The organism is Mycolicibacter longobardus (genome assembly GCF_002102265.1).
In the GTDB taxonomy this organism is placed as follows: domain Bacteria; phylum Actinomycetota; class Actinomycetes; order Mycobacteriales; family Mycobacteriaceae; genus Mycobacterium; species Mycobacterium longobardum.
Genome location: NZ_LQPG01000033.1, coordinates 102,071 through 123,298, shown reverse-complemented (window position 1 = coordinate 123,298; position 21,228 = coordinate 102,071). Strand labels below are relative to the sequence as shown.

The 21,228-nt window shown below is 67.9% G+C and carries 23 protein-coding genes and 1 tRNA gene; 6 read left to right on the top strand and 18 right to left on the bottom strand.

Annotated features, from left to right (window positions below; translation table 11 throughout):
- Positions 1–36 precede the first annotated feature (36 nt).
- Together AWC16_RS17490 and AWC16_RS17485 are read right to left on the bottom strand one after the other, a co-directional pair.
- On the bottom strand, positions 37–1,512 hold the full coding sequence (locus tag AWC16_RS17490; RefSeq protein ID WP_085266003.1) for a flavin-containing monooxygenase: 1,476 nt from the start codon (positions 1,510–1,512) through the stop codon (positions 37–39).
- Positions 1,513–1,556: 44 nt separating this feature from the next.
- Positions 1,557–2,048 carry a YajQ family cyclic di-GMP-binding protein gene (locus tag AWC16_RS17485; RefSeq protein ID WP_085266002.1) on the bottom strand — a complete coding sequence of 164 codons (492 nt, stop codon included), beginning with the start codon at positions 2,046–2,048 and terminating at the stop codon, positions 1,557–1,559.
- A gap of 79 nt (positions 2,049–2,127) precedes the next feature.
- Between AWC16_RS17485 and AWC16_RS17480 the strand changes: the two genes are divergently transcribed.
- Positions 2,128–2,210 (top strand) — tRNA-Tyr (locus tag AWC16_RS17480).
- A gap of 112 nt (positions 2,211–2,322) precedes the next feature.
- On the opposite strand, the gene AWC16_RS17475 is transcribed toward AWC16_RS17480, so the two are convergent.
- The 7 genes from AWC16_RS17475 to AWC16_RS25640 all read right to left on the bottom strand — a co-directional run bounded on the left by AWC16_RS17475 (position 2,323) and on the right by AWC16_RS25640 (position 7,626).
- Positions 2,323–2,619 carry a hypothetical protein gene (locus AWC16_RS17475; RefSeq protein WP_234812321.1) on the bottom strand — a complete coding sequence of 99 codons (297 nt, stop codon included), beginning with the start codon at positions 2,617–2,619 and terminating at the stop codon, positions 2,323–2,325.
- Between the two features lie 52 nt (positions 2,620–2,671).
- Positions 2,672–3,190, bottom strand: coding sequence for a hypothetical protein (locus tag AWC16_RS17470; protein WP_085266001.1), 519 nt, complete (start codon positions 3,188–3,190; stop codon positions 2,672–2,674).
- 14 nt (positions 3,191–3,204) lie between these two features.
- Positions 3,205–4,611, bottom strand: coding sequence for a hypothetical protein (locus tag AWC16_RS25275; protein WP_234812320.1), 1,407 nt, complete (start codon positions 4,609–4,611; stop codon positions 3,205–3,207).
- Positions 4,612–4,617: 6 nt separating this feature from the next.
- On the bottom strand, positions 4,618–4,743 hold the full coding sequence (locus AWC16_RS25645; protein ID WP_272937818.1) for a hypothetical protein: 126 nt from the start codon (positions 4,741–4,743) through the stop codon (positions 4,618–4,620).
- A 64-nt stretch (positions 4,744–4,807) separates the two neighbouring features.
- On the bottom strand, positions 4,808–5,803 hold the full coding sequence (locus tag AWC16_RS17460; RefSeq protein WP_085266045.1) for an isopenicillin N synthase family dioxygenase: 996 nt from the start codon (positions 5,801–5,803) through the stop codon (positions 4,808–4,810).
- Between the two features lie 12 nt (positions 5,804–5,815).
- Positions 5,816–6,247, bottom strand: a complete 432-nt coding sequence (locus AWC16_RS17455; protein ID WP_085266000.1) for a pyridoxamine 5'-phosphate oxidase family protein — start codon at positions 6,245–6,247, stop codon at positions 5,816–5,818.
- Between the two features lie 41 nt (positions 6,248–6,288).
- Positions 6,289–7,626: a serine/threonine-protein kinase gene (locus AWC16_RS25640; protein WP_085265999.1), complete on the bottom strand. Its 1,338-nt coding sequence runs from the start codon at positions 7,624–7,626 to the stop codon at positions 6,289–6,291.
- A 126-nt stretch (positions 7,627–7,752) separates the two neighbouring features.
- Here AWC16_RS25640 and AWC16_RS17445 point away from each other — a divergent pair, with 126 nt between their 5' ends.
- Genes AWC16_RS17445 through AWC16_RS17430 form a run of 4 tightly spaced genes read left to right on the top strand, consistent with a single transcriptional unit; the run spans position 7,753 to position 11,206 of the window.
- On the top strand, positions 7,753–8,538 hold the full coding sequence (locus AWC16_RS17445; protein WP_085265998.1) for a class I SAM-dependent methyltransferase: 786 nt from the start codon (positions 7,753–7,755) through the stop codon (positions 8,536–8,538).
- A 21-nt stretch (positions 8,539–8,559) separates the two neighbouring features.
- Positions 8,560–9,036: a DUF309 domain-containing protein gene (locus AWC16_RS17440; protein ID WP_085265997.1), complete on the top strand. Its 477-nt coding sequence runs from the start codon at positions 8,560–8,562 to the stop codon at positions 9,034–9,036.
- A gap of 38 nt (positions 9,037–9,074) precedes the next feature.
- Positions 9,075–10,130, top strand: coding sequence for a galactose-1-phosphate uridylyltransferase (gene galT, locus AWC16_RS17435; protein ID WP_085266044.1), 1,056 nt, complete (start codon positions 9,075–9,077; stop codon positions 10,128–10,130).
- Entirely contained in the window at positions 10,127–11,206 is a 1,080-nt protein-coding gene (locus AWC16_RS17430; RefSeq protein ID WP_085265996.1) for a galactokinase, read from the top strand. The genes galT and AWC16_RS17430 overlap by 4 nt, the downstream gene beginning before the upstream one ends.
- Before the next feature lie 2 nt (positions 11,207–11,208).
- Here the strand turns inward: AWC16_RS17430 and AWC16_RS17425 are convergent, their stop codons facing one another.
- The 4 genes from AWC16_RS17425 to AWC16_RS17410 form a co-directional block, all read right to left on the bottom strand.
- Positions 11,209–12,381 carry an FAD-binding domain gene (locus AWC16_RS17425; RefSeq protein WP_085265995.1) on the bottom strand — a complete coding sequence of 391 codons (1,173 nt, stop codon included), beginning with the start codon at positions 12,379–12,381 and terminating at the stop codon, positions 11,209–11,211.
- A gap of 4 nt (positions 12,382–12,385) precedes the next feature.
- The gene (locus AWC16_RS17420) at positions 12,386–14,752 is read right to left on the bottom strand and encodes a lysylphosphatidylglycerol synthase transmembrane domain-containing protein (RefSeq protein ID WP_109561480.1); all 2,367 of its coding nucleotides are present in this window, start codon (positions 14,750–14,752) and stop codon (positions 12,386–12,388) included.
- Positions 14,753–14,935: 183 nt separating this feature from the next.
- The gene (locus AWC16_RS17415) at positions 14,936–15,811 is read right to left on the bottom strand and encodes an oxidoreductase (RefSeq protein ID WP_085265993.1); all 876 of its coding nucleotides are present in this window, start codon (positions 15,809–15,811) and stop codon (positions 14,936–14,938) included.
- Between the two features lie 9 nt (positions 15,812–15,820).
- Positions 15,821–16,474, bottom strand: a complete 654-nt coding sequence (locus tag AWC16_RS17410; protein ID WP_085265992.1) for an ankyrin repeat domain-containing protein — start codon at positions 16,472–16,474, stop codon at positions 15,821–15,823.
- A gap of 130 nt (positions 16,475–16,604) precedes the next feature.
- Here AWC16_RS17410 and AWC16_RS17405 point away from each other — a divergent pair, with 130 nt between their 5' ends.
- Positions 16,605–17,381, top strand: coding sequence for a hypothetical protein (locus tag AWC16_RS17405; protein ID WP_085265991.1), 777 nt, complete (start codon positions 16,605–16,607; stop codon positions 17,379–17,381).
- Here the strand turns inward: AWC16_RS17405 and AWC16_RS17400 are convergent.
- The 5 genes from AWC16_RS17400 to AWC16_RS17380 all read right to left on the bottom strand — a co-directional run bounded on the left by AWC16_RS17400 (position 17,356) and on the right by AWC16_RS17380 (position 21,074).
- Positions 17,356–17,658 carry a hypothetical protein gene (locus AWC16_RS17400; RefSeq protein ID WP_085265990.1) on the bottom strand — a complete coding sequence of 101 codons (303 nt, stop codon included), beginning with the start codon at positions 17,656–17,658 and terminating at the stop codon, positions 17,356–17,358. The two genes, AWC16_RS17405 and AWC16_RS17400, sit on opposite strands and share 26 nt — an antisense overlap.
- Positions 17,655–18,005 (bottom strand): hypothetical protein, encoded by a 351-nt coding sequence (locus AWC16_RS17395; protein ID WP_085265989.1) that lies wholly within the window; start codon positions 18,003–18,005, stop codon positions 17,655–17,657. Before AWC16_RS17395 ends, AWC16_RS17400 begins: the two co-directional genes overlap by 4 nt.
- A 20-nt stretch (positions 18,006–18,025) precedes the next feature.
- On the bottom strand, positions 18,026–19,297 hold the full coding sequence (locus tag AWC16_RS17390) for a DUF4226 domain-containing protein (RefSeq protein WP_085265988.1): 1,272 nt from the start codon (positions 19,295–19,297) through the stop codon (positions 18,026–18,028).
- Between the two features lie 59 nt (positions 19,298–19,356).
- Positions 19,357–20,136: an acyl-CoA thioesterase gene (locus AWC16_RS17385; protein ID WP_085265987.1), complete on the bottom strand. Its 780-nt coding sequence runs from the start codon at positions 20,134–20,136 to the stop codon at positions 19,357–19,359.
- Between the two features lie 83 nt (positions 20,137–20,219).
- Complete coding sequence (locus AWC16_RS17380) at positions 20,220–21,074, bottom strand: class I SAM-dependent methyltransferase (protein ID WP_085265986.1); 855 nt, start codon at positions 21,072–21,074, stop codon at positions 20,220–20,222.
- Between the last annotated feature and the right edge of the window lie 154 nt (positions 21,075–21,228).

The window sequence follows — 21,228 nt, the reverse complement described above, 5'->3', positions numbered from 1 at the left end:
CGCACCGGCGGTTTGTGAACTTGTCCCTCGGCGCGACTATCCGGCCAGCGGTATGGGCTCCCCGGCCCGCCCGAACACCATCGATTCCTCGATCCGGTCGAACCGGTAGTCCAGGGCGTCTGCGAAGTAGTTCTGCCGCACATTCCAGGGTCGCTTGGTGCCCGACCGGGGGAGCGCGTGCGGCGAGCGCAGCACATAGCCGGCCTGGATGTCCCAAGCCGACTTCTCGGCCAGGGGCTCGTCGCCGCGGTGCGGGTAGGCATGGGTGTAGCCGCGGGAGGCCATGTGCGACAGCAGTTTTGCGGTGGCCCGGGCGGTCATGTCGGCGCGCAGCGTCCAGGAGGCGTTGGTGTAGCCGACGCACCAGAACAGGTTCGGCACGTCTTCGAGCATGTGCGCCTTGTAGACGAATCGGTCGGTGGGCTTGATCTCGGTGCCGTCCAGGCTGATCCGAACCCCACCGAGTGCCTGCAGCTGCAGGCCGGTGGCGGTGACGATGATGTCGGCATCCAGCCGGGCGCCGGATTGCAGGACGATACCGGTGGCGTCGAAGTGGTCGATCCGGTCGGTGACCATATCGACCCGCCCGGCGCTGATCTCGGTGTAGAGGTCCGCGTCGGGAATCAGGCACAGGCGTTGGTCCCACGGCTGATACGGCGGCTTGAAGTGGGTGTCGATGTCGTAACCGGGCGGCAGGTTCTGGACTGCCGTCCTGCGCAGAATCCACTTCAGCAACGGCGGCGTCTTTCGCGCCAGGAACCAGACGTAGCCCTCGAACAGGGCCGAGATGAACCGGATGATCGGGTGAGCCAACTTGCGGGGCAACAGTTTTGCGGGCACGTCGATGATAAGACTGTATTTGGACGCCGAGATCAGGTAGGTGGGCGTGCGCTGCAGCAGTGTCACGTGGCCGGCGCGCTCGGTCAACGCCGGAACCAGGGACATCGCGGTGGCACCGCTGCCGATCACCACCATCTTCTTGCCGGTGTAGTCGAGGTCTTCCGGCCAGTGCTGCGGGTGCACCAGGGTGCCCTCGAACGTCTCATAGCCCGGGAAGTCCGGGGTGTAGCCGTCGTCGTAGTTGTAGTAGCCGGAGCCGAAGAACACGAACCGGCTGCGGTAGGTCCGCCGGGTGCCGTTTTCCTCGGCCGTCACCGTCCAGGTGTCGGTCGTCGAGTCCCAGTCGGCGGCGACGACGTGGTTGTTGAACCGGATGTGGCGATCGACGCCGTACTTGTGTGCGGCGTCGGTCAGGTACTCGCGGATCTCGTCGCCGTCGGCCACCCGCTCGCGGCCGGTCCACGGCTCGTAGGGCAGGCACAGCGTGAAGATGCTGCTGTCGGAGCGCACGCCGGGGTAGCGGAACAGGTCCCAGGTGCCGCCGATGCGCTCGCGCCGTTCCAGGATGACGTAGCTGGTGCCGGGGTTGCGTTCGGTGATGCGGTAGGCCGCGCCGATACCGGAGATGCCCGCTCCGATGATGACGACGTCGACGAGCTCTTCAGTGGTCACGGCCCCAGCCTAAGCACCGGGTGGGCCGGCGGGCCAGGATTGCGTTACCGGTAGTTCACGAACTGCAACGCAACGTCGAGGTCGGCGCCCTTCAGCAGTGAGATGACGGCCTGCAGGTCGTCGCGCTTCTTCGACGACACCCGGATCTCGTCGCCCTGGACCTGGGTCTTGACGCCCTTGGGGCCCTCGTCGCGGATCAGTTTGTTGATCTTCTTGGCGTGTTCGCCGTCGATGCCCTGCTTGAGGCTGCCGCTGACTTTGTAGGTCTTGCCCGACGGCTGCGGGTCGCCGGCGTCGAACGCCTTCATCGAGATGTCCCGGCGGATCAGCTTCTCCTTGAAGACGTCGACGGCGGCCTTGACCCGCTCCTCGGTGGAGCTGACCAGCTCGACGGTCTCCTCGCCCTTCCAGGCGATGGTGGTGTCGGTGCCGCGGAAGTCGAACCGGGTGGCCAGCTCCTTGGCGGCCTGGTTCAACGCGTTGTCGACCTCCTGCCGGTCGACCTTGCTGACGATGTCGAACGATGAGTCCGCCACGAGACCTGTCCTCTCTTGATGCTGTGCTGGCCGTTTGTGTCCTGGGTACATCCTCGTTGTAGTCTGCTAGGCGCGATACGGCAGGTTGCCCGAGCGGCCAATGGGAGCGGACTGTAAATCCGTCGGCGCAAGCCTACGCAGGTTCGAATCCTGCACCTGCCACCGAGCTCAGGCCCCCTTTTTAGGGGGCCTGATTGCTTTACCGGCGCGACCTCGATGTTCGCGCCGGACTTGATCGCCAAGCCGGCGCAGAATTGACGCTGAGTCGGCGAACTCATCGTCCAGCGATGAGAACGCGGCCTTCTTGTTCGCAACTCGCGACGAAATCCGGCGGAGAATCCACCCGGGCGACCCGGCCGCTCTTGAGCACGTTGCGCAGCAGTGATTCGCAATACTGGTGCAGGTCGTCGGTGGCCGTCAACGGCACGTGGCGGTGCAGAACCTGGTCATCGATGGCTTCTTTGCCCTGCTCGCACGAGGAGCATTCGGGATCGGCCGCCGCGGCCGGCGCCAGCACAAGGGTGGCGGCAAAGATACCCGCCGCCGATCTCCACCCGAATCTGCCGCTCACGGATTCGAGCATACTCAGGCGGAACACCAGCCCCGGTGCATCAGCTGGCGTCCTAAAACGTCCATGACCCGGAGGGTTGCAGCACGAAACCACGGTTGAGGACCGGGTCGATGCAGGCGGTCAGCCGGTCAGCGCCCACGACGCAGGTGATATCACCCTTGGTGATCTTCTGACCGACATCGAGCAGGGGTGTGGTGAGGATCGGGCACCCGGTACCGGGCTGGAAGGTGTACGGGCCCAGGTCCGTCGGAAGCAGTGTCGGCGACGCGACCTCCGAGCAGCCCTCGCTGCCCCGCGGAGCGTCGTCAGCCAGGCCCGGCAGCCGCCCCGCGCAGCCGGCACTGACATGGTCACCCGGCCGGTAGGGCTGCGGAATGTCGCACTGGAGTCCGTCGGGGGTGGTGAAATACGTTGCACCACCGGCGCGAGCGGCGGCGGTGTACGGTGCGGGATCGACCGATTGGAACGCGTCGAGGTCGGGGAATTTCGGTGGTTCGGCGTGGGCGGTGCAGGCGCTGATCACCGCGGTGCCGACAGCGGCAGCGGTAACGGTGAGTGTCTTGGTCGGCACGTCTGGCCGCCTTTCTAGTGTTGAACCTCGAAGGTTGTTGTCCAGGTGTTGGGGTCATAGATCGGCCCAGGCGGCCATGTGCTCACCCGCAGCTGAATCGTCTCAACCCCGGTCGCCGGGTCGAGTGACGTTCCCATGACGGTGGGGCCGTACACGGTCGGAAGGTCACGTTGAGTCAATAGCGGTTGGGGCGCAGCGCCTATGAGCCCCTGCGGGGTGCTCGCGGTTATGGCCGACACCGGTCCGCCGTTGGTCGCTCCGACCAACATGTACCCACCACCGGTCAGGGAGATCAGTTGGCTCTCGCGATCACCCGGAAGGCCGACATCGCCGACGCGCTGCAAGGACGTGACCCAGCCGTTGGGTTGGGCTGGATCGATGGGTCCTGAAACCCACAGACCTCGGGTGAGGTCGCCGGTTCGGTTACTGGTGTTGCCCACGATCACCATCTGATTGGTCGCGGGATCGTAAACGCCGCTGGCTTGGTAAATCCCGGGCAGGTCGCCGACTTTGACCGGATGCGCGGGGTCGGTGTAGTCCCACACCGCTCCGTTGGTCACGAACTGGTTGACCCCTGGGATCTCGGTTCCGTCCGGGTGGCTGAAGAACGCATACCGGCGTCCGTCGGGGCCGAGCGCGGTGCCGGTCGGTAGCGGCCGAGTGTCCGGTGGGCCTTGGGCCAGCTCGGTAGCCGGGCTGCGCGGCACGCCATCTCGCGGGTCACCGCCGAAGACGGGGCCTTGGCCATCCTGGAACTGGTTTTGCAGGTCGTACCCGTCCTGCTCGTGCTGGGGTGTGGCGGCCGGACCGTTGATGGCGGGATCGCGGCGTACGTCATCCACCAACACCACGCGGGGCTGTCCATTGGCACCCGCCCCGCCGTCGGCCCCGTCTTCGGGGAAACTCAGCTCGCCGAGTCCGGCGGTGGCGGTGGTGAGGTGGCGGGAGATCTCGTTCTCGTTGTTGACCAGGTTGCTGACCCGGGACGTGATGAATTCACTGTGGCGTTGCGCGGCCTGCTGGCGGGCCGTCTGTTCCGCGGCCGAGGTGTAGTGGGTGTAGGTGTCGGTGACGGAGTAGTCCTCGCCGACCAGGAAGTCTTCGCGTTCGGCGTCCTCGATGGCCTCAAGGACCAGTCGTTGGTTGGCCTGCTGTGTTTCGGCGCCGCGGGTGGCGATCCCGGCGGCGGTGCGCAGCATGTCGGCGGCGGCGCGGACCTTCACCACGTCAGCGGCGGCGCGCTGCTGAAGCGCTGTGGCGCCGCCGCCGGTCCAGGGGGTGCCGCCGGGGTTGCCCGACGCGTCGCGGATTTCGGCGAACGCGGCCTCCCAGGTGTTGGCGAGGTCGGTCCAGGCTGCGGCGGTGGTGGTGAGGTGGTTCCAGTTGGCACCTTCGATCTGCGACAGGGTCGGAATGGACATCGCGGGTTACCTCGGCGTCCTGAGACCGCCGGCGCCGCCGTCCGCGCCGGAGTGGGGCACCAGCGCCTGGCGGTGCTGCGCCAGCCGGCGCGGGCCGGCCGGGGTGACCCGCAGGGGCTGCCGAGAGGTCATCGTGGAAGCGTATTGGTGAATCGCTGTTTGCGGGGCGACATGTTGTCCGCGTGGTCATCGGTGTTCAGTACGCCGAGCGCGGTGAACCTGGCGGCGTGATCCCGTGATGCAGTTCGGCGACGTCGGGGTGAGCCCGGGTGCGGGACTTCCATGCATTCTCGCCGTAGGTGTCGAAGATGGGGTTGTCCGGGTCTGTCGCGACCCCCCGGGTCAGGACCGCCAGGTCGGCGGGCAGGGTGATGCGCGGGACGGTGGCATCCAGTGCCGGGTTGAGGAAGTACGGGATGGATACCCGGTCGGTGCCGGGTTTGGGTGAGCGCACCCGGTGCCGAGTGGCCCGCAGGTAGCCGTCGGTCGCGACTTCGAGCAGCTCGCCGATGTTGACGATGAACGCACCTGCCAATGGGGGAACGTCGACCCATTCGCCGGAGGCGATCTCCACTTGAAGCCCTTCGGAATCGGGCTCGACCAGCAGCAGGGTCAAGACACCCGAGTCCTTGTGGGCGCCGACGCCTTGGTCGCCGTGCAAGCTGCCGGGGTAGCGGACGACCTTGATCAGCGTCGCCGGCAGCGCGCTGAACGCGTCGTCGAACAGGTCTTCGGCGGCTCCCAACGACGCCGCCCAGTGCCGCAGCAGCTTCAGGCCCACCGAAGACAGGGCCTGGTCCCACGCTTCGAATGCCCGGCGGAAAGACGCGGGGCGCGCGGGCCACAGGTTGGGGCCCTGCAGGTGCCAGTAACCCTCCGCATCGGGTAGCGCCGGGCGTTCGGGTCCGATGTCGATCTGCTCGCGCCAGTCGACGCGACCGTTGGTCAGCTCTCCGCCGAGCCGTGAATAGCCCCGGAACTGCGGGCTTTTCAGCTGGCTGATCCGGTTCTTCTGTTCGTCGGGCAGCCCGAAGAACTGCCGCGCCAGCTCGAGGACCTCGGTGATCTGTTCGTCGGGTACGCCGTGGCCGGTGAGGTAGAAGAATCCGGAGGTGTGCGCGGCCTCCCGCAGAGCCAGGCGAAACGCCGCCGTGTCGGTATCGGCGTCGGACAGGTCGAGCACAGGCAGCATCACCACGAACGCCTACAGGTCCTCCGAGAAATCCGCGGTCAGCCAGCGGTCGGGCCGGATGGTGAACAGCACGCTGGAGGCGTCGTCCATGCTGGCGGCGAACGCGCGCCCGCCTTCCTCGCCCAGGTAGCGGATCGCGATGGCTTCGCGCTGCTGCAGCGGGGCCGGTGTGGTCGCCTCGGTGACGGTGCCTTCGACGATCACGTATTGGTAGGGCAGTTCTTCGCGCTGCACCACCAGCGTCACCGCGCCGGCCTGTTCGATGAGCCTGGCCTTGCGTAAGCCGGCGCCGGTGTTGATCACGATGTTGCCGCCGGGGGTGTACTCGTACCAGATCGGGACGCTGGCCGGAGGCCGGCCGTCGGTGGCGGCGACGGACAGCACGGCGACGTGCTTGTCGGCGAGGAACTGCTGACGTTCGGCTTCGGTGAAGGGCTTGGGCATGTTCGCTCGAACAGCGATCCGCCTCGGGCTATTCCGCCGGCCTACCAATTCGCGGGCAGCGGCTTGATCCGCGTCCACGGCGTGCATCCGAAGGAGATGAACATGCCGTTCTCCGCACGCGGGTCGATCTCCACCGTCGGCCGCCCGAGCGCGATCAGACGAGAACCCGACTCGACGACGCGGCTCGTCCGGTCGTAGACGAAGTAGCTACACGACCCGTTCGGTCCGATGTCGGCGACATAGGTGCCGTAGGGCATCACGCGCGGGATGGCGTAGACGCCCTCGGGGATCGTCGGCCCGACAGGGGCATTGGCAAGCCCGAGCAGCGGATCCGGCCGGGCCGATGATGTGGTGATCGGTGGGGAAGTAGTGGCGGGGCGCGGTGAGGCGGTGATGGTCGTCGTCTCGGGCGGCGAAGCGGTGGTGACCGACGTGGTGATGGTGGTCGTGGAGGTCACCGGTGTCATCGGGGCGGTAGCCGCCGGCGCCGGCGGTTCCGAGTCGGTGCTACCGATCAGGTACAGCGCCAGAAACGCGGCCGCGGACAGGCCGAAACCCTTGGGAAACGAGCGCCGGGGCTTGGACTCCGATGGCACCAGCACCGGTAGGTGCCGCGCGGGCGCATCGGACCGCAGCGCATCGGCGAACTCGGTGCAGCTGGCGAACCGCTTGGCCGGATCCTCGGCCAGCGCCCGGGCCAGTGCGGCGTCCAAACCGGCCGGATCGGGGTGAACCGGTGGTTTGCCGGTGAGAAGGTGGTAGGTGGTGGCGGCCAGTGCGTACTGATCGGCCCGGCCGTCGATCGACTCACCGCGCAGTTGCTCGGGGGCGGCGTAGCGCAGCGTTCCGACCGCCATGTTGGTGTCGGTGAGGCCACTGACTTCGTCCACGCGCAACCCGATCCCGAAGTCTGCCAGTATGATTCGCGTGTTGGTCTCCCCCGGCTCGGTCAGCAGGATGTTCGCGGGTTTGACGTCGCGGTGCAGCAATCCGCGCCCGTGGGCGTAGTCCAGGGCCTGCGCGACGGCGGCCACGATCTCGTTCACCTGCCGGCGCGGCAGTCCGCCGCCGCAGCGCTGCAGCAACGCGTCGGCGTCGAACCCGTCGACGTAGTCCATCGCGATCCAGAGCTGACCGTCGCACTCGCCGCGGTCGTGCACGCCGACGACGTGCGGGTGCCACAGCGACGCCGCCAGGTCGGCTTCGCGGTTGAACCGTTCCCGAAAGTTCGGGTCGGCCGATACCCGGGCGGGCAGCACCTTCAGCGCGTCACGGCGGGGCAGCCGGGGGTGCTCGGCCAGGTAGACCTCACCCATGCCGCCGGAACCCAGCTGCCGCACGATGCGATAGCCGGCGAACGTCGAACCCGCGGTGAGCATGTCGTGAACGTATCGCCGGGCACTGACATAGACCGCTGATGTCCGTCCGCGCCGGATAATTTAGAGGAAACAATAGGTCTAAAGTCCCCTAGCGGACCCAAGCCTGGTAAGGCTAGCCTTCGTTGCATGAGCCTTCCCATGCCAGACCGCAAGACCGCTGACCTCCCCGGCCACTGGCTGTTCGCCCGGCTAGGCAAACGCGTCCTTCGGCCCGGCGGGCTCGGCCTGACCCACCGGATGCTCGCCGACGCGCAGCTGGCCGGCGCCGATGTCGTCGAGCTGGCTCCCGGTATGGGCCGCACCGCGAAAGAGATCCTGGAGTGCAGCCCGGCCACCTACACCGGTGTCGAGGCCGACGAGAACGCCGCCGGTGTGGTCCGCTCGGTGGTGGGGGCCAAGGGTCGAGTGGTCACCGGCGGAGCTTCTGAGACCGGGCTGGACGCCGACAGCGCCGACGTGGTGATCGGCGAAGCGATGCTGACCATGCAGACCAACGCCCACAAGGCCGACATCATGCGGGAGGCCTTCCGGGTGCTGCGGCCGGGCGGGCGCTACGCCATCCACGAGATGGTGCTGCAGCCCCACGACGTGCCCGAGGCCGTCAAGGATGAGGTCCGCACCGCGCTGGCGCGCTCCATCAAGGTCAACGCCCGCCCGCTGACCGCCGAGGAATGGAGCGAGCTGCTCACCGAGGCCGGCTTCACGGTGGAGAAGATCTCCTACGCACCGATGGCACTGCTGGAACCGCATCGGCTGATCGCCGACGAGGGACTGTTCGGCGCGCTGCGGTTCGTATTCAACGTGCTGCGTGACTCCGACGCGCGGGCCCGGGTACTCAACATGCGTGCGACTTTCCGCCGCCACCGCAAGAACATGGGTGCCATCGAGGTGATTGCCAGCAAGCCGGCCTGACCCGCTTGCCATGATGGACAGGTGACGACCCGCGACCGCGACGACTCGGGCCGCCCCCGCAACGCCCGTCCGCGTGACCGGCTGGGCCGGCCGCTGCCGCGCGGCAGCCAAGGCGGGGTCGAGGGCGTTCCGGACGATCTGAACCTGCCACCGGCCCAGATGCTGGCGTATGCGCAACTGTTGTTGGACGACGGACTGGCGTTCAACGCCCACGAGGTGCTGGAAGCCGCTTGGAAGCACCGGCCCGCCGCCGAACGCGATCTGTGGCAGGGGCTGGCGCAGTTGGCAGTCGGTGTCACCCACGTCCAGCGCGGCAACGTCACCGGCGCGGTCAGTCTGCTGCGCCGCGGCGCCGAGCATCTGGCGGCGGCGCCGGCCCCGGTGCCGTACGGGATCGATGTCGCCGGCCTGCTCGGCTTCGCCACCGGCCTGGCCGATGACCTGGCGGCCGGCGTCGAGATCCCTCCGCAGCGACTGCATCCGCGGCTGGTCTCGTGAGCGCCCCGACCAGCTGGACGCTGGCCGACGGGCGCGACATGCTGTTCTTCGCGCTGCCCGGGCGCACGCCGGCTCCGGTGCCGGACCGTCGACCGCTGCCGCCACGTGACCCCGCGCCGTCGCAGCTGCGGCTCGACCGCACCACCGGCCAGTGGGTGATCATCGCCGCGCAGCGTCAGGACCGCACGTACAAGCCACCGGCCGAGGCGTGCCCGCTGTGCCCGGGGCCCAGTGGTCTGACCAGCGAGGTTCCCGCGGCCGACTACGACGTGGTGGTCTTCGAGAACCGTTTTCCAAGCCTGGCCGGGCCGGGATTTCGGCGCGATAATGACCGCTCAGCGGGAGAAACCGCGCCGAAATCGTTCGTGTCGGCCCCGGGCGCCGGCCGCTGCGAGGTGATCTGCTTCTCCGCCGATCACACCGGTTCGTTCGCCGACCTGCCCGCGGCGCACGCCCTGCTGGTGGTGCAGGCGTGGCGGCACCGCACCGCCGACCTGCTGGCCCGCCCCGGTGTCGAGCAGGTGTTCTGCTTCGAGAACCGCGGCGAAGAGATCGGTGTGACGCTGGCCCACCCGCACGGCCAGATCTACGGCTACCCCTACCTGACGCCGCGCACCGCCGCGATGCTGGCCCAGGCCCGCGATCACCGAGTTGCCCACGGCGCCAACCTGTTCGCCGATCTGCTGGCCGCCGAACGCGCCGACGGCGCCCGAATCGTGGCGCAGACCGAACACTTCACCGCGTTCGTGCCGTTCGCCGCGCGCTGGCCGGTGGAGGTGCACCTGTACCCGAATCGGCGGGTGCACAATCTGACCGAGCTGACCGATGACGAGCTCGACGACTTCGCGGCGGTCTACCGAAACCTGTTGGGTCGCTTCGATCGTCTCTACGGCACTCCGCTGCCCTATATGGCCGCACTGCACCAGTACCGCAACGACGGCGCGCAGGCCGACGGCTATTTTCACGTCGAGCTGATGTCGATCAAGCGCAGCGCTACCAAACTGAAGTATCTGGCGGCCTCGGAGTCGGCCATGGACGCGTTCATCGCCGATGTCACCCCGGAGTCCGTGGCGGCTAGGCTGCGTGAGCTGTGATCACCTACTCCGCTCCTGGTCGGGTCAACCTGATCGGCGAACACACCGACTACAACGGCGGTTTCGCATTGCCGATCGCGTTGCCGCAGCGCACCAGCGTCATCTTCACGCCGGCCGAGACTGACACGCTCACCGTGTTCAGCGACCGCGCGGACGTCCCGGTGGATATTCCCCTGGACACTACGCCCGGACAGGTCACCGGCTGGGGTGCGTATGCGGCAGGGGTGATCTGGGCGCTGCGCGACAGCGGCTTTTCGGTACCGGGTGGAACCATGATGATCCACAGCGACGTACCGATCGGCTCGGGACTGTCGTCCTCGGCGGCGTTGGAATGCGCGGTGCTGGGCGCGCTGGCGTCTGCTGGCGGTCTGAATATCGACAGGTTGGAGCAGGCCCGGATCGGGCAGCGTGCTGAGAACGACTATGTCGGTGCCCCAACGGGTTTGCTCGATCAGTTGTCGTCACTGTTCGGGGAGGTGTCGAGCGCGCTGCTGATCGACTTCCGGGACCTCGCCGTGCACCCGGTACCGTTCGATCCGGATGCTTCCGGGGTGACGCTGCTGCTGTTTGATTCCGGTCAGCGGCACGGCCACGTCGACGGTGAATACGCCGCCCGGCGCGCCTCGTGTGAACGGGCCGCCGCCGCATTGGGAGTGGCATCGTTGCGCGAGGTGCAGCACCGGGGCGTCCAGGCGCTGGCCGCCGTCACCGAACCCGTCGACGCCCGCCGGGCGCGCCACGTACTGACCGAGAACGAGCGGGTGCTGGATTTCGTTGCGGCCCTAGCAGAATTGGACTTTCCCGCAGCCGGCAGGTTGTTCACCGCGTCGCACACCTCGATGCGCGACGACTTCGAGATCACCACCGAGCATCTCGATGTGATCGTCGACAGTGCGGTGGCCGCCGGAGCGCTGGGCGCCCGGATGACCGGCGGCGGGTTCGGCGGCTGCGTGATCGCACTGGTGCCCGCCGAACTCACCCTCAAGGTGGATGACTCGGTGCGCCACGCGGTAACCGAAGCGGGTTACGAAGAGCCCGAGGTGAGCCGGGTGTATGCCGCCTCCGGGGCCGGATAGCGTCAGATCCCGTAGTCCGGCAGATCGAAGTCGTCGCGCACGGCGCCCGCGGACAGGCTGGTCAGCATCCGGAGATTCATCGCCCGCATCGCCATATTGCGGAACCACAGGCCGAATCGCGTTCGAGTGGCGAAGAACCCGAGGAACTGTCGGGCACCGGACTGTTTGGCCTCGATGAACGGGCGTAGCCGCGCTTGGTAGGCAGCGAACGCGCGCAGGTGGTCGCCGTCGGCTCGTTGCAGCTCGCCGGCCAGCACGTAGGCCTCGGTGATCGCCAGGCCGGTGCCCTCGCCGCCGAGCAGGGAAATGCATCCGGCGGCATCGCCGATCAACAGCACCCGCCCCTGTGACCAGCGATCCATCCGGACCTGACTGACCACATCGAAATACAGATCGACATCCGCCCTGCCTTCCAGGGCGGTCAGCAGCTGAGGGCACTCCCAGCCGGTATCGGCGAACCGTTCGCGCAAACAGGCTTTCGGATCTGCGGGCAGGTCGGACGAGGGATCCCGGAACACGAACAGTGCCAGGGTGCGGTCGTCGCGCAGCGCGACGCGGGACACCTGCCGGCCAGGGGCGGCGTGGGTCACGTAGGCCAACTCGTCGCGCGGCCGGTATCCGTCGACCACGGCGGCGGCCACCTTGCAGCCCAGATAGTGCTCGAAGTCGGAGTCCGGGCCGAACGCCAACCGGCGCACGTTGGAGTGCAGCCCGTCGGCGCCGATCACCAGGTCGAACTCGCGCGGACCGGCATGGGCGAAGGACAGTCGGATGCCGTCAGCGTGCTGGTCGATGGCGGTGATGCTGTCCCCGTAGATCATCTCGACCTTGTCGGCGATGGTGGCATGAATGACGGCGGCCAGATCACCGCGCGCCAGACTGGTGAAGTCCTGGCCGAGCAGGCGCCGAAAGACGTTGGTGTCCAGCGCCGCGATGACCTTGCCGTCGGTGTCGACCGACCGGACGGACTCGATCTGGTAGCCCGCGTGCAGGATCTGTTCCTCGATGCCCATGCGTTGGGCCACCGTGTAGCCGACGCCCCAGAAGTCGATCATGTAGCCGCCGGAGCGGAACGCGGGCGCCTGCTCGATCAGCGTCGGGGTGTGCCCGGTCCGATGCAGCCAGTGTGCGAGCGCCGTTCCGGCTACTCCCGCACCGCTGATCGCGATCCGCATCGGCTCAAATCATTTCGTTCTTGGTCAGCCAGCGCATCACCGGCCAGCCGATGAACACCGGAAGCCAGCAGGTCAGCACCCGGTAGAGCAGTACCGACGGGACGGCTATTGCGGCGGGCACACCGAACGCGGCCAACCCACCGATCAGGGCGGCTTCCACGGCGCCCACCCCGCCAGGTGTCGGCGCGGCCGAGGCCAGGGTGCCGCCGACCATGGTCACCACGGTGACCGTGACGAAAGAGGTGTTGCCGCCGAAGGCCTCGACGCTGGCCCACAGTGCCAGTGCCGCACCCAGAGTGGTGCCGGCCGCGCCCAGCACGATCAACCCCAGCCGTTGGGGTTCACGTGCCAGTTCCATCAGGTCGCTGGTGACTTCGGTGAGTCGGGGACGCAGCGCGGTCGTCAGCCACCGGCGCAGGTTGGGCACCAGCAGGAAGATGCCGGCCAGTCCCAGTGCCACACCGGCTATCAGGTACAGCATGGTGGCGCCGGGCACGAAATGGGACAGGTCGGCCCGGGTGCCGACGGCGGTGGTGAAGATGACCAGCAGGATCACGTGCACGATCACCTGCACCGACTGCTGCAAGGCGACTGCGGCGGTGGCACGCAGTGTGCTCAGGCCGCCTTTCTGCAGGAACCGGGTGCTCAACGCCAGGCCGCCCACCCCGGCCGGGGTGGTGGTGGCCGCAAACGTGTTGGCCACCTGCATGATCGCCAGATTCCGGAAGCTGACCATGCCGTTGGTGCAGGCCCAGAGTGCGCCGGCCGCGCCGACATAGGTGAGCGACGAAACGATCAGCCCGACCAGAGCCCACCACCAGTTCGCCTGCCGCAGTTGGGAAAAGAATGTCGGAACCTGGCTGATGAACGGATAGGCGACGTAGACCAGCGCGCCCAGCAATACCAGCTGAATCAGCTGACTGCGGGTGAACCGGGTGATGGTCTTGGTCTGGATCTCGTCGGTGTTGGTCTGACGCTTGACCTCTTCGCGGGCGGCTGAGATCACCGTGCCGACGTGGGCGATCGTCTTGCGAAGTCGCGCCGGCACCGCCGATTTGGTGAGGCGGCGCGAGGCGGCCAGGATCGCGGTGCGGCCGAAGTGCTCGATCGCCGCGCCCACCGCGGCAGCTGCGTCGTACAGCGACGACGTCGTCACCAACAGCTGCGCGATGTCGGATTGCAGCTGGGTGTCGGTGGCGCCGTACTCGGCATGGCCGAAACCGCCGAACAGCACGGTGCCGCCGTCGACGGTCATCTCCTTGCTGCGCAAGTCGCCGTGCGAGATCTGGTCATCATGCAGGCGCCGCAACGATTCCCATGGTTTGCTCACCGGGGTGGTGGCGGTACTGTCAGCGATCGGGACTCCCCGGGGCGGGGTGTGCGCATACAGCGTCCAGCCCCGGTCCAGGGAGGCGACCGCGACGGTCTCGGAGTTGGCGACTCCGGCCTCTCCGATGGAGATCGCCATCAGCGCGCGATGCTCCACGGCGCGGTGCAGCGAGGCGTGCAGCGGCGCGGTCTCGGTGGTGCGCAACCGCAGCTTGCGCCAGAGCTGACGCAGCGCGCCCCCGCTGCGCTGGTTCGGGCCGTACAACTCGATGACCACGGGGCTTTCGTCGACGGTCGTCAGCACCAGCGGGCCGGGGCCGGCCGGGCGGACCACGGAGAGTTGAGTGACGATGCAGCCGCGGCGGGCCAGGGTGCGCACAGCGCCGTCCAGTGGCACCTCCAGCGCGGGCGTGCCGACGATCAGGATCACCAGCGCCCCGACGAACCACCCGACGGCCAGACCGAGGAGCGAGCGGGCCGGCACGATCGCGCTCACCACCAGGTGGATGGGCACGAAGGCCAGTAGCAGCGCCCACCACCAGCGTCGCCAGCGGGCCGGCAGCCATGGGCCCGAGACGGTGAGCATGGCGGCCAGCATCGCGATCCACCGCGGGTCGTCGAGGAACTGCGCCAGCGTGGTGGCCAGCCGTTCGGACAGATCGAAGTGCCAGCTGGGCGCGGCCATGCCATTGCTGCGGACCGACAGCGACACCACGGCGAGCAGCCCGGCGACCGCATAGGCCCCGAGCAGCTTCCACTGTCGGGAGACCACCAGACCGATCAGGATCGCAAAGGGCAACACCAGGATCGCGATGCCGTAGGCGAGATAGACCAGGTTGGCGTGGGCGGGGGAGAGCACCCCGACTATCTGGGACACCGACCGCTCCAGTGCGACCCATTCGTAGCGGGTGACCAACGAGCTGGTGATGACGGTCGCGAGGAACAGGGTGGCCAGCAACAGACGCAGAATGTCGTTGGTGCGTCGGGTCAGCGGCTGCAGCAGGTTGCCGGTGACGGCGACGTCGCGCCCCTCAACTCGCATGATCACTTTCGGTCCGTCTGGTGCCGCATCGTGCGGCGGCTCGCCACAACTTAACCGGTGAGCTGCGGTGTCACGCTAGTTTGTCGGTGACATCGGGCTGCGTCCACCCGCGCGAGCCTCATGTGCCACACCCGTCACCGCCCGGGATGACCCGCGGTTTGCCCGGCTACGCGCGACAACTCATCAGAGCGGGTAGCTGACCCCGGTCATCTTCTCCGACTCCTCCCACAGCCGGCGCCACAGTCGCTGATCTTTCGACAGCTTGCTCGACGGGCACGGGCCCACCGGGCCGCGGGCCTGGCTCAGCTTTGTCGGTCCCCAGTAGACGTCCGGGTCGGTGTCGGCGACGGTGGCGGCCAACAGGGTCGACTCAGCGGCGCGCTCCGGCGGCTGGCCGATCAGGCGCATGCCGTACTTGGTGACCAGACCGGGCAGGCTCTTGTCGTTGTCGAACAACTCGGTGCTCGACACCCCCGGATGCACGCAAAAGGAGCGCAGCGGCGAGCCGGCTGCCACCAGCCGGCGCTGCAGCTCGCGGGCGAACATCAGGTTGGCCAGCTTGGACTGCGCATAGGCCAGGTTGCGCTGGTAGGGGCGGTGCTGGTAGTTGAGATCGTCGACCCAGAACTTCGGAGTCTGCTTGTGCGCGATGCTCGACACCGTCACCACCCGGTCGCCGATCCGGTCCAGCAACAGACCGGTCAGCGCGAAGTGGCCGAGGTGGTTGACGCCGAACTGCGTCTCGAAGCCGTCGACGGTGCGCCGCATCGGGATGTTCATGATCCCGGCGTTGTTGATCAGCACGTCGAAACCGCTCTGCTGTGCGGCGAAGTCGCGCACCGAGGCCAGGCTGCCCAGATCCAGCGCCGCCACCCGGACGTCACCGTCGATTCCGTCGGCGATCTCCTGGGCCTTGGCCGTGTTGCGGCAGGCCATCACCACGGTGGCGCCCTTGGCGGCGAGGGTGCGGGTGATGATCTCGCCCAGACCACCGTTGGCGCCGGTCACCACGAAGGTGCGGCCAGGCTGGTCGGGGGTGCGTCCGCGTTTGAATGGCATGCGGCAACGCTACCGCGAAGCCGAGACCAACACCGCACCCTGATGGGTGATGACGTGCACTTGGACAGCGCTGACGGTCTCCAGGTAGCCGCATCGCAGGGTGATCCGGACACCGCCGGGCAGCCCTGGGAGCGCGAGGTGCACCGACTCGCCGGGGGCTTCGTGCAGCACCGCGACCGGGGGGTAGCGCAGTATCCGGCGCAGGGCGTGGTCGCTGTGCCCCGCGAAGAGCTGCGCGCTGCGAATGCTGCCGTCGATCACCCACTCCAGGTTGGCGTCGAGGGTGCGGATCCGTTCGGTGGGCAGCGGCGACGGCGGTGGGGTCAGCAGCGCGGCCGAGTGCCCGGCCTCGCCGGCCACGTCGCACGCGGTGCGGCCCCTGGCATCCGGAAGGGAGCGCAGCGCACCGCGTTCGAGCAGCGCGGTAATGACTGTCGCCGGAGCGCCGTGGCGGGCCGCCTGATGCAGCGGCGTGAGCCAGTCGGGATGGCCCGGCCGCCACTGGTTGACGCTGAGCGCCGGGATCTCATCGAGGAGGTCGAGCAGTGCCGGCCACTCGCCGGCGTCGGCCGTATCGGCCAGTTTGTGCCCGGCCGTGACCAGCTCCTCCGACAGCAGTGCAGGTTCCAGCACGCCGGGCCAATCTAGGGGAGGTTCGTCCATGACCAGACCGTAGCCGCGGCCACCGACAACTTCGGTTGCCGATGGCGAGCGCCAGGACTTGTCGGTACCCCCCGATAGCTTGGCTTAGCAGCACTTTCCCACGGGGGCTTTCGCAATCGGGAGGTAGTCCATGTCGCGCTCGTCCGGTAAACCGATCATTCTGCTCGGTGACCACGACACCGTGGCCCACCGCGCGGAGCTGGCCGCAGAAGCCGCCAGGCGGGGCTACGGCATCGTCGACGCATTCGGGTTCGGGGTAGGCGACGCCACCACCACCGACGACCTGACCGAAGTCGAGGCCGTGGTTGCCGCGCTGGGCCGTGCCATCAAAGGCCGGGCGGATATCTGGGTGCCGTTGCCAGGCCCGGACTTTCGCCGCGAGCAGCATCTGCGGCGGCTGAGCCTGGTGCTCCAGCGGCACGGCCAGAACCTGCTGGTGACCCGGGAATTGATCTCGGCGCCCACCGATGGTGGGATCAACGAGATCGACTTCGCACTGCGGCGGGAGGTGCAGGGCGTCGACAACCTCGATCAGGCGGCGCTGGCCGCTGAAGGGGTCAAGAGTCTGAGCCGGGAGATCGAGCTGGCACTGGTCAGGGCCCGCCCAGCGTCGGTGCGGCGGACGCCCGACAGCGGCCAAGCCGGCGTGTACCCGCTGCCGCCCACCCTTCCGCCGCCGACGGTGCCCTGGCCGGAGCGCAAGCGACTGCTCGAGCGTTACGCGGGCTGGCTGGTGTACGGCTGCGGGGTCACCCAGGCGGCCACCGCGCGGGTGCTGAACTCAGCCGGGCAGCGCACCCCGACCGGACGGGAGTGGAAGCCGGGCACGGTATCGAAGCTGCTCACCGGCAAGTACGAGGATCCGCGGCGTCCCGGTGACGTCACGCTCGATGCAAGAGCTGGGTGATGACGACTGGAGGGATGACTACCAGGGCGATGGTCAGTGGTGTTGCCAGATAACCGATGAGCATGCCGCGACCGATCTGGGCAGTTTTGGTGCCACCGGTCTGGGACATGAAGAAGCCGGTCGGCACCACGACCACGGTCGCGATGCCGAACAAGTACAGCTGGGCGATCCAATAGGGAATCCAGATCCACGTCGCGGTCTCGACGATCGCGATGGTCGCCAGCGCGGCGATGAAGCCGAACGGGCCGTAGCGGGCTTCGTCAGCGGCGGTGGTCATATGGTTTCCAACCACGGCACGAAAATCAGCGCGTAGGCCAATCCGCTGATGAACGTCACCACGGCTGATCCGCAGACAGCCAGCCCTACACCCCGTCGACGCGGTGACTCCGCGCGCAACAACGCCGTGCCGATCACCAGCGCTGCGGCGGTCGGCACGATTAACGCGGCCGTGGCCAGATAGCGAAACGCTGTCCCGTAGGAGAGTGGGACGCTACTGAATGACAGCCAGACGACTCCGATTACCGCCGCGAGGACGACTTGGACCACGAGCGGTGCTGATCGGGTGGCGGCGCGCCAGAAGTCGGGGTCGCCGTCGCGGATACGGGCCAGTATTGCGGTGGGCATGTATCAGCTCCTTTCGGTGATCACGCGGGGACGCCGCCGGGTCTACCCGACGACGAGGGTACCGACGGTGGGGCGGCGGTCGGCCCGAAGGCAGTGACAGGCAACGGTGGATTCCAGTCGCCGCCGTGGTCGAAGGGCGCGAACGCCTTGCCGCCGACTCCGACATCGTGGTGGAACGGCAGGTTGAACATTGGCCCAGTACTGCTTCCGGATTGAGCCGGGTCGATCAAGACGGTGCGGGTGCTGCCGTTGGGCAGGTCTTGGTAAACCTCCAGCGACGGGTAGTCCGTTCGGGTGCCGTCGACGTGCACGCCGCCGGGGCCGGGGGTGAACACCAGATCGCCATTCACGCTCCAGCGGTGGTCACCGAACGGTCCGCGGACGTCGGTCAACGCACCCGGCGCGAACGGGTTGCCCGCGTCGTATTTGATCCGCACCGACCCATCCGGAGCTTGCGCGATGCCCCCTTGGGGGACACCGACTTTCACTTGCCCGGGGCCACCGCTGGGGTTGAGTTCGACTGAGGGATTCTGGCGCATCACCACAATGCCGTTGTCGTAGTCGATGTAGGTGGTGACCTTGGTGTCCTCGGGATCGAAGTGCGCGTTGGGTCCGCGCTCGTTGCCGAAGTCGCGTTTCCATGGCGGGACGCTGCTCACGTCGCGCTGCGGGATCCACTGCGATGCGCGCACGACGCCCTGCCCCGGCACCGGATCGATCCGGGCCACTCGGACTTCGGAGTTCACCCCCTGGAACTTGGGGTCGTAGGTATGCGCGTCCAGCGCGGCCGCGGTAGTCCAGTCGGACGCCGACACCGGGTCGCGTCCGAAGACCTGCTTGAAGGCGTCGATCTGATTGAGCCGGCGTTCGTCATCCGTCGAAGGGGCCTGCTTGTACGTGACGTGGTCGACGGCTTGGACACCCGGCTTCCGCGGGTCTTCGACGGCGTAGCCGCCGCTCAGGGATCGCACCACCTGCGCGCGGGCCCGGCTGTCGGCGACGGTGTCGGCCACCACCTGGTGGATGTCGCGGGTCTTCGCGGTCAGGAACCGCTGGAACTGACGGACACCAGCGGGGGTGTTCAACGCCAGCGCACGGTGGTTGGCCAGCGCTTGGTGGATCTCGGCCTCGATGCTGTCGAGCCGTTTGCGGCCCAGCACGGCTGCCTGTGCCGCGCCGCGTACCGTCGCCACGAAGGCCCGGTCGGCCTGCGCGGAACTCTGCAGCCGCCGCGCCAGGGCGTCCTCGCGTGCTCGCGCGGCATCGCCGTGGGCGCCGAGTTCCTCGGGCATACCGGGGACGCTAGTTCAGCTTCGGCGATCGCGGTATTCACCCGCGGCCGGGGTGGGCGTCAATCCTTGAAATACACCAGCTGATGCGTGCTGGCCAGCAGCCGGCCCGCCCGTGACCACAGGTGCGCGCTCTGGTCGAAGTAGCCCCGGGAAAACCGGTTGGCGTGTGCGCTGCCCAGTAGAAAGTCGCCACCGAGAGCGTCGATTTCACCTTGGTCGGCGTGAAAATAGGTGGTCAGCGAGATGGTGCCCGCGTTGACGAAACGGCCGCGGCGCAGAAACACCCGGGGAAAGAACACATCCGAGAGGGACGCCAGCGCGGCGAAGTCGAGGCGCCGGCCTGCGGCGTCGCGCACCCACAACGTGGTGGTCGACGACTCGCTGGGCTCCACCGCAGAGAGGGGCACCGGGCCCGCGGTGAAGCGCATGTCATAGCGCTTGGCCCAGACGATCGCGTCGATGAACGACCCGGCGGCGACGTCCTCGGGCGCGGCAGCGTTCGGCGGGTGGGTCTCGTCGTCGGCCCAGGTGTCGCGGTGCAGGCCGAACAGCGCGGTGGCGGTGGTCTTGACCTCCTCGCCCTGGCGCAGCTCGAGCATCCAGTGCTGGTTGCTGCGGTTGGTGCGGGCGGCACGCAGCGAGATGTCGAACTCGCCGTCGGCGATGGGTGCGGCGAAGTTGACGGTCAGCGCCAACGGGTCGCCGATGCGGTCGGGGTGGGACTCGACGGCGCGCAACAGGACGGCGGCGGTGATCCCCCCGAACGGCCCGACCATGTTGGCCCACTCCGGGTGGGTGGCGCCGCGGAACGTCCCGGCGTCGACGGTCTCGAGCTGCATGGCGCTGTCGAAAGGGTGCGAGGAGGCGGTCACGGAGATCCTTCAGGTGAATAGAACGACTTCGGTCACGCTATCGTGGCCGGTCACCGACCCGGATTGGTCGCGGTAACCACCCAGGTGCGGCCCGGGAACTTCACGACGCCGTCGACGCGGTGCCGGCGCAGCTCCTCGCGCAGCTCCTCGACGACACCGGCCCAGCCGTCGGCGCCCAGGCGGGCCTCCAATTCGGTGCGCGCCTGTTGTCCGGTGCGGTTGGCCAGGATCAACGCCAAGCGTTCCTCGACACCGTCGCTGCCGTCGAGGCTGAAGTTGCAGACCCCCTCGAACTCCGCCAGGGTGACGTCACTCCAGCCGGAGCCGGTCAGGATGGCTCGCACCCGCTCGGGATCGCCGAAGGCCAGCGGGCCGGGCTCCCTGGGATCCAGTGCGGCGGGGGGTGATTCCAGCTTGGCTGCCAGGATGTCGACGCCGGTGGTGAACATCGGATTCTCGCCTTCGCGCCAGCACACGAACGCCAATCGGGCGTCGAGGGTAGCCGACTGGCGGATATTGACGAACGCGGTCACCGGATCATCGAAGAACATCACCCCGAACCGCGAGATGATCCGGTCGAAAGACGCCCCGGATGCGGCCTCTCGCAGGTCCATGGTCTGGGCGTCGCCGAGGGTCACGGTGGCCGCGGGAACTCGTCGGCGTGCCGCCTGCACCATCGGTTCGGAGATGTCGACCCCGAACGGGATGGCGCCGAGCGCTGCCGCCCGCTGCAGCAATGTGCCGGAGCCGCAGCCGATGTCGAGCACTCGCGCGCCGGGGCCGATATCGGCGGCGTGGACCACCGCGTCGGCGAACGGCGCCAGCACCGCCTCGAAGATCGCCGCGTTGTCGACCCAGTCCACCCCCTGGGCCGCCCAGGCCTGCTGCTGTTCCTTGTTCGCCATGCCCTCAGGGTAGGGGGCGGAGCTGGAGGCGCAGCCCGAGTGGCCGGTGTCACAGGTGTGCGGGCCGTGACTGGGAATCGGACGACGCGACACGCTCAAGTCGTGTCGTCAGATTCCCGCTGGGCGCCCGCTCAGAGCCGGGCAACACCCACTT